Raw genomic sequence first — 3,769 nt, forward strand, 5'->3', positions numbered from 1 at the left:
TTTTTGGTCCAACTTTAGGGGGTCGGTTCAGTTGCCTGTACATTAGTGTTTCGGCCGATTGCTATGCCATCATACCCACCGGTAGCACTCTGGGTATCTGTAGCCGCTACTGTCTTTGTAATCGTAGAGTTTTGACCAATTGCGATACCATATTGAGAATCTGTATCTACCTTAGCTGTATTCCCTAAAGCAATACCATTTACTGCAGCAACATTCGTATTATTGCCGATAGAAATGCCATAATCAGCAGTCGTTTGTACTTTTGCATCCCGACCAATAGCTACAGATCGCTTAGCACCGGCACCTCCAGTTTGAGTTAAAGTTCCTAAATTATTACCATTTATAGATGTTGCTACAGTGTCTCCATTTGCATGAATGTAAACATTAGACACAGCCTCTTTAAGTTGTTTCACATTGACTGCGTCCGTATCCTGTGTGCCGGCCGCTACACTTGTGATTTGTCGAGTGATATTACTACCATTACCAATAGATAATGCACCTCTATTAGCGGTCCATGTCCCATTAGTCAAAGTAGAATTAGCATTTGTTTTGGGATCCCATCCTGGAGAACCTGCATTTCCTTTAACGGGATTACCATCTGAGTCTGTAGAGTCAGCCACATATCCATTTCGATTAGCAACGGCATTTGAACCTATAGCAACACCATCGTTGACTTGCGCCTGAGCACTGTTTCCGATTGCTACACCATTAACAGCTGTAACATTCGTATTATTACCGATAGAAATGCCGTAATCAGCAGTCGTTTGTACTTTTGCATCCCGACCAATAGCTACTGATCGTTTTGCACCAGCACCGCCAGTTTGAGTTAAAGTCCCTAAATTATTACCATTTATAGAGGTTGCTACAGTGTCTCCATTTGCATGAATATAAACATTAGACACCGCATCTTTAAGTTGTTTTACATTGACCGCGTCCGTATCTTGTGTACCGGCGGCAACACTCGTGATTTGTCGAGTAATACCACTACCATTACCAATAGATAATGCGCCTCTATTAGCGGTCCATGTAGCCGTCGTCAAAGTAGAGTTTGCATTTGTTTTTGGATCCCATCCAGGAGAACCGGCATTGCCTTTTACTGTCACATTACCGTCTGAATCTTTAGTATCAGCTATATAGCCAGATCGATTAGCAACGGCATTTGAACCTATAGCAACGCCATCGATGACTTGCACCTGAGCACTGTTTCCGACTGCTACACCACCAGCCGCCGTAACATTCGTATAATTACCGATAGAAATGCCATAATCAGCAGTTGTTTGTACTTTTGCGTCTCGACCAATGGCTACAGACCGTTTAGCCCCTGCTCCCGCAGTTTGAGTTAGGGTTCCGATATTATTGCCAATTATAGATGTCGCCGCCGTATCTGTATAATTGGCATGAATAACTACATTAGACACAGCATCTTTTAGTTGTTTTACATTGACCGCGTCCGTATCTTGTGTGCCGGCTGCTACATTAATAATTTGGCGAGTTTCACCATTACGACCTATAGATACCGCACCTTTATTGGCAGTCCAAGTCCTATTATTCCACAAAGAAGAATCTGCATTAGCATTTGTCTTCGGATCCCACCCCGGAGAACCGGCATTACCTTTAACGGTAACATTACCATCAGAATCTGTTGTATCTGCCACATAACCAGATCGATTAGCAATTGAATTGTAGCCTAATGCAACGCCATCAGTAACTTGAACTTGAGCACTATTACCAAGAGCAACACCACGAGTGCCCCCCGATGCAGCCGTAGTAGCTGTAGCTTCGACTTCGTTGGTTGTACTAGCGCCAAAACCAATTACTACCGCATTCGACGCATTGACGCTACTATTTCTACCAATTGCTACGCTATTATCTTTATTCGCTTTCGCATTCTGACCAAGCGCTACCGCATAAGCTCCTGAAGCTCCAGCGGTTTGACCAATAGAAACAGACAAATTACCGGTTGCACTAGAATTAGTACCCATAGCTATGGCATCTGAATTTTCTGCCTTAGCACCCGTGCCCACAGCAATAGCATTCACATAATTAGCTTGGGCACCATACCCTACAGCAACAGAGTTACGATTATTGGCTTGTGCATTCATACCAACAGCAACAGCTGCATTATTATTAGCACTTGAATTAGTACCGATAGCGATCCCAGGACCTTCCCCTGCCGGATTCGTAGCGGTAGCCGCAAATACATTGCCCACCGTAAAACCAGAGCATAACGCCGTTACAGCCAATACGGCCGCAACGGTTTTACCGGCGTTTAATTTTGTCGATACGGGCTTACTGTGACTCTTTGCTATTTCAGAAACTACGATATAGCAATTCTTTACTTTGCTCCAAATGACCTTGTAAATCCTATTCATATCGCTTTCCTCCTAAAAGGTTGATGATAAACTTACACGAACCAACTAAACAACAGATATTTTTCCGACATTAAATTTCAGCAGACTTATAACTTGGCTTGCGAGCCTTCATTCAGCTATGAATATTACCCCAAGCATAAACTTGCCCTATATTATCCCCTCCATAAAATCCAAATTTTTAAATTAACTCGTTAATTTAAATACTGTATCACAATTATTCTGGATAATTAGTACGATATATCCTTATGTTATTATTCTATATACTATTTATTTTATTGTCAATTAGCTTACATTAATATAACAATATAAAACTATTTACGTTAGTTTTAACTATTTTCCAGTTAATTATATACGACTTAATCGTGTAAATAAAAATTCAAATACTTTCAAGATAACCCGGTTCAAGTGAGATGATACCGTTTAATCTCCACTAATTTACTAATTTCTACCTATATAAATCCAAATTTCATCATCACGCCAAGATAATTCAACGCAACAATTGTATGCTATTTTTCAACCAACTACATTCCTTTCTTTTCACTGTATAAATTCCTCCATATTATTATCAGAAATATAACAGTTGTATATAAGCACGAGATCAATACATCCGCCTATCAATAATGACCTGGAAATGAATATAGTAGGAAATCCATAATACATGAATAAAAAAACCGAGGCCCTTCTCAAAAGAAGAGCCTCGGTCTTACGCAGATAATCGCTTTGCTTATTTCGTCAAAGCGGCAATCGCCTGCATCAATTGTTCAATCTTTCTATTTTGTTCTTCTAATTGCTGGCTCTGAGCTTCAATCTTATCGTTTTGAGCAGACAGTTGTTCGCTCTGAGCTTCAATCTTGCTGTTTTGAGCTTGGAGCTGGCCACTCTGATCGGCTACAACCGATTTTAAGCTGTCGATTTCCTGAGCCATGGCTTGCTTCGACTGGTAGCTGCCCGTTTCACCTTCACCAATTCTCCAGGTTACGCCGGCATTGACCATGTTTTCACCTCCGCCGTAGGACGAACCGATGCTGACCATGGTATCGTAGTTGGGCCGATAGAACGCGCCAAGGGCAACAGCATTGGCCCCGCGGTAATTACCGACGCCGGCCGTGACTTCCCATTTAGAATCGGAGCTGTATTCCAACGGATGGAGTGCTGCCAAGGCTGCGGCTCCGGCTCCGACGCGATTGACGCGACTGTCGAGTTTCCCGATGCGGTTATTCATCTGGTTCATGCCCGTCCCGATAGCACTGACGGTTCTGTCGAACTGGCCTTTATTGATAGCGTCCGTTGCTTCCACGGCATCACCGACGTTGTGGATGACATTGCCGCCCATGCTGACGTTGTTGTTTTCGACGGTGATGTTTTTCGACGAATCTTCATTCTTAATCGTCAATCCG

2 protein-coding genes are annotated in these 3,769 nt (G+C 42.6%); both read right to left on the bottom strand.

The window, feature by feature from the left end; all coding sequences use genetic code 11:
• Positions 1 to 14: 14 nt before the first annotated feature.
• Positions 15 to 2,372 (bottom strand): ESPR-type extended signal peptide-containing protein, encoded by a 2,358-nt coding sequence (locus tag HMPREF3201_RS04335; protein WP_062411923.1) that lies wholly within the window; start codon positions 2,370 to 2,372, stop codon positions 15 to 17.
• 724 nt (positions 2,373 to 3,096) lie between these two features.
• On the bottom strand, positions 3,097 to 3,769 hold a 673-nt coding region (locus HMPREF3201_RS11340), incomplete at its 5' end, for a YadA C-terminal domain-containing protein (protein ID WP_231726826.1).

The organism is Megasphaera sp. MJR8396C (assembly GCF_001546855.1).
GTDB lineage: Bacteria > Bacillota > Negativicutes > Veillonellales > Megasphaeraceae > Megasphaera.

Bases quoted from the DNA above. Each gene is read 5' to 3' on its own strand.
- HMPREF3201_RS04335 (WP_062411923.1), bottom strand. From the start codon at position 2,372: ATGAATAGGATTTACAAGGTCATTTGGAGCAAAGTAAAGAATTGCTAT.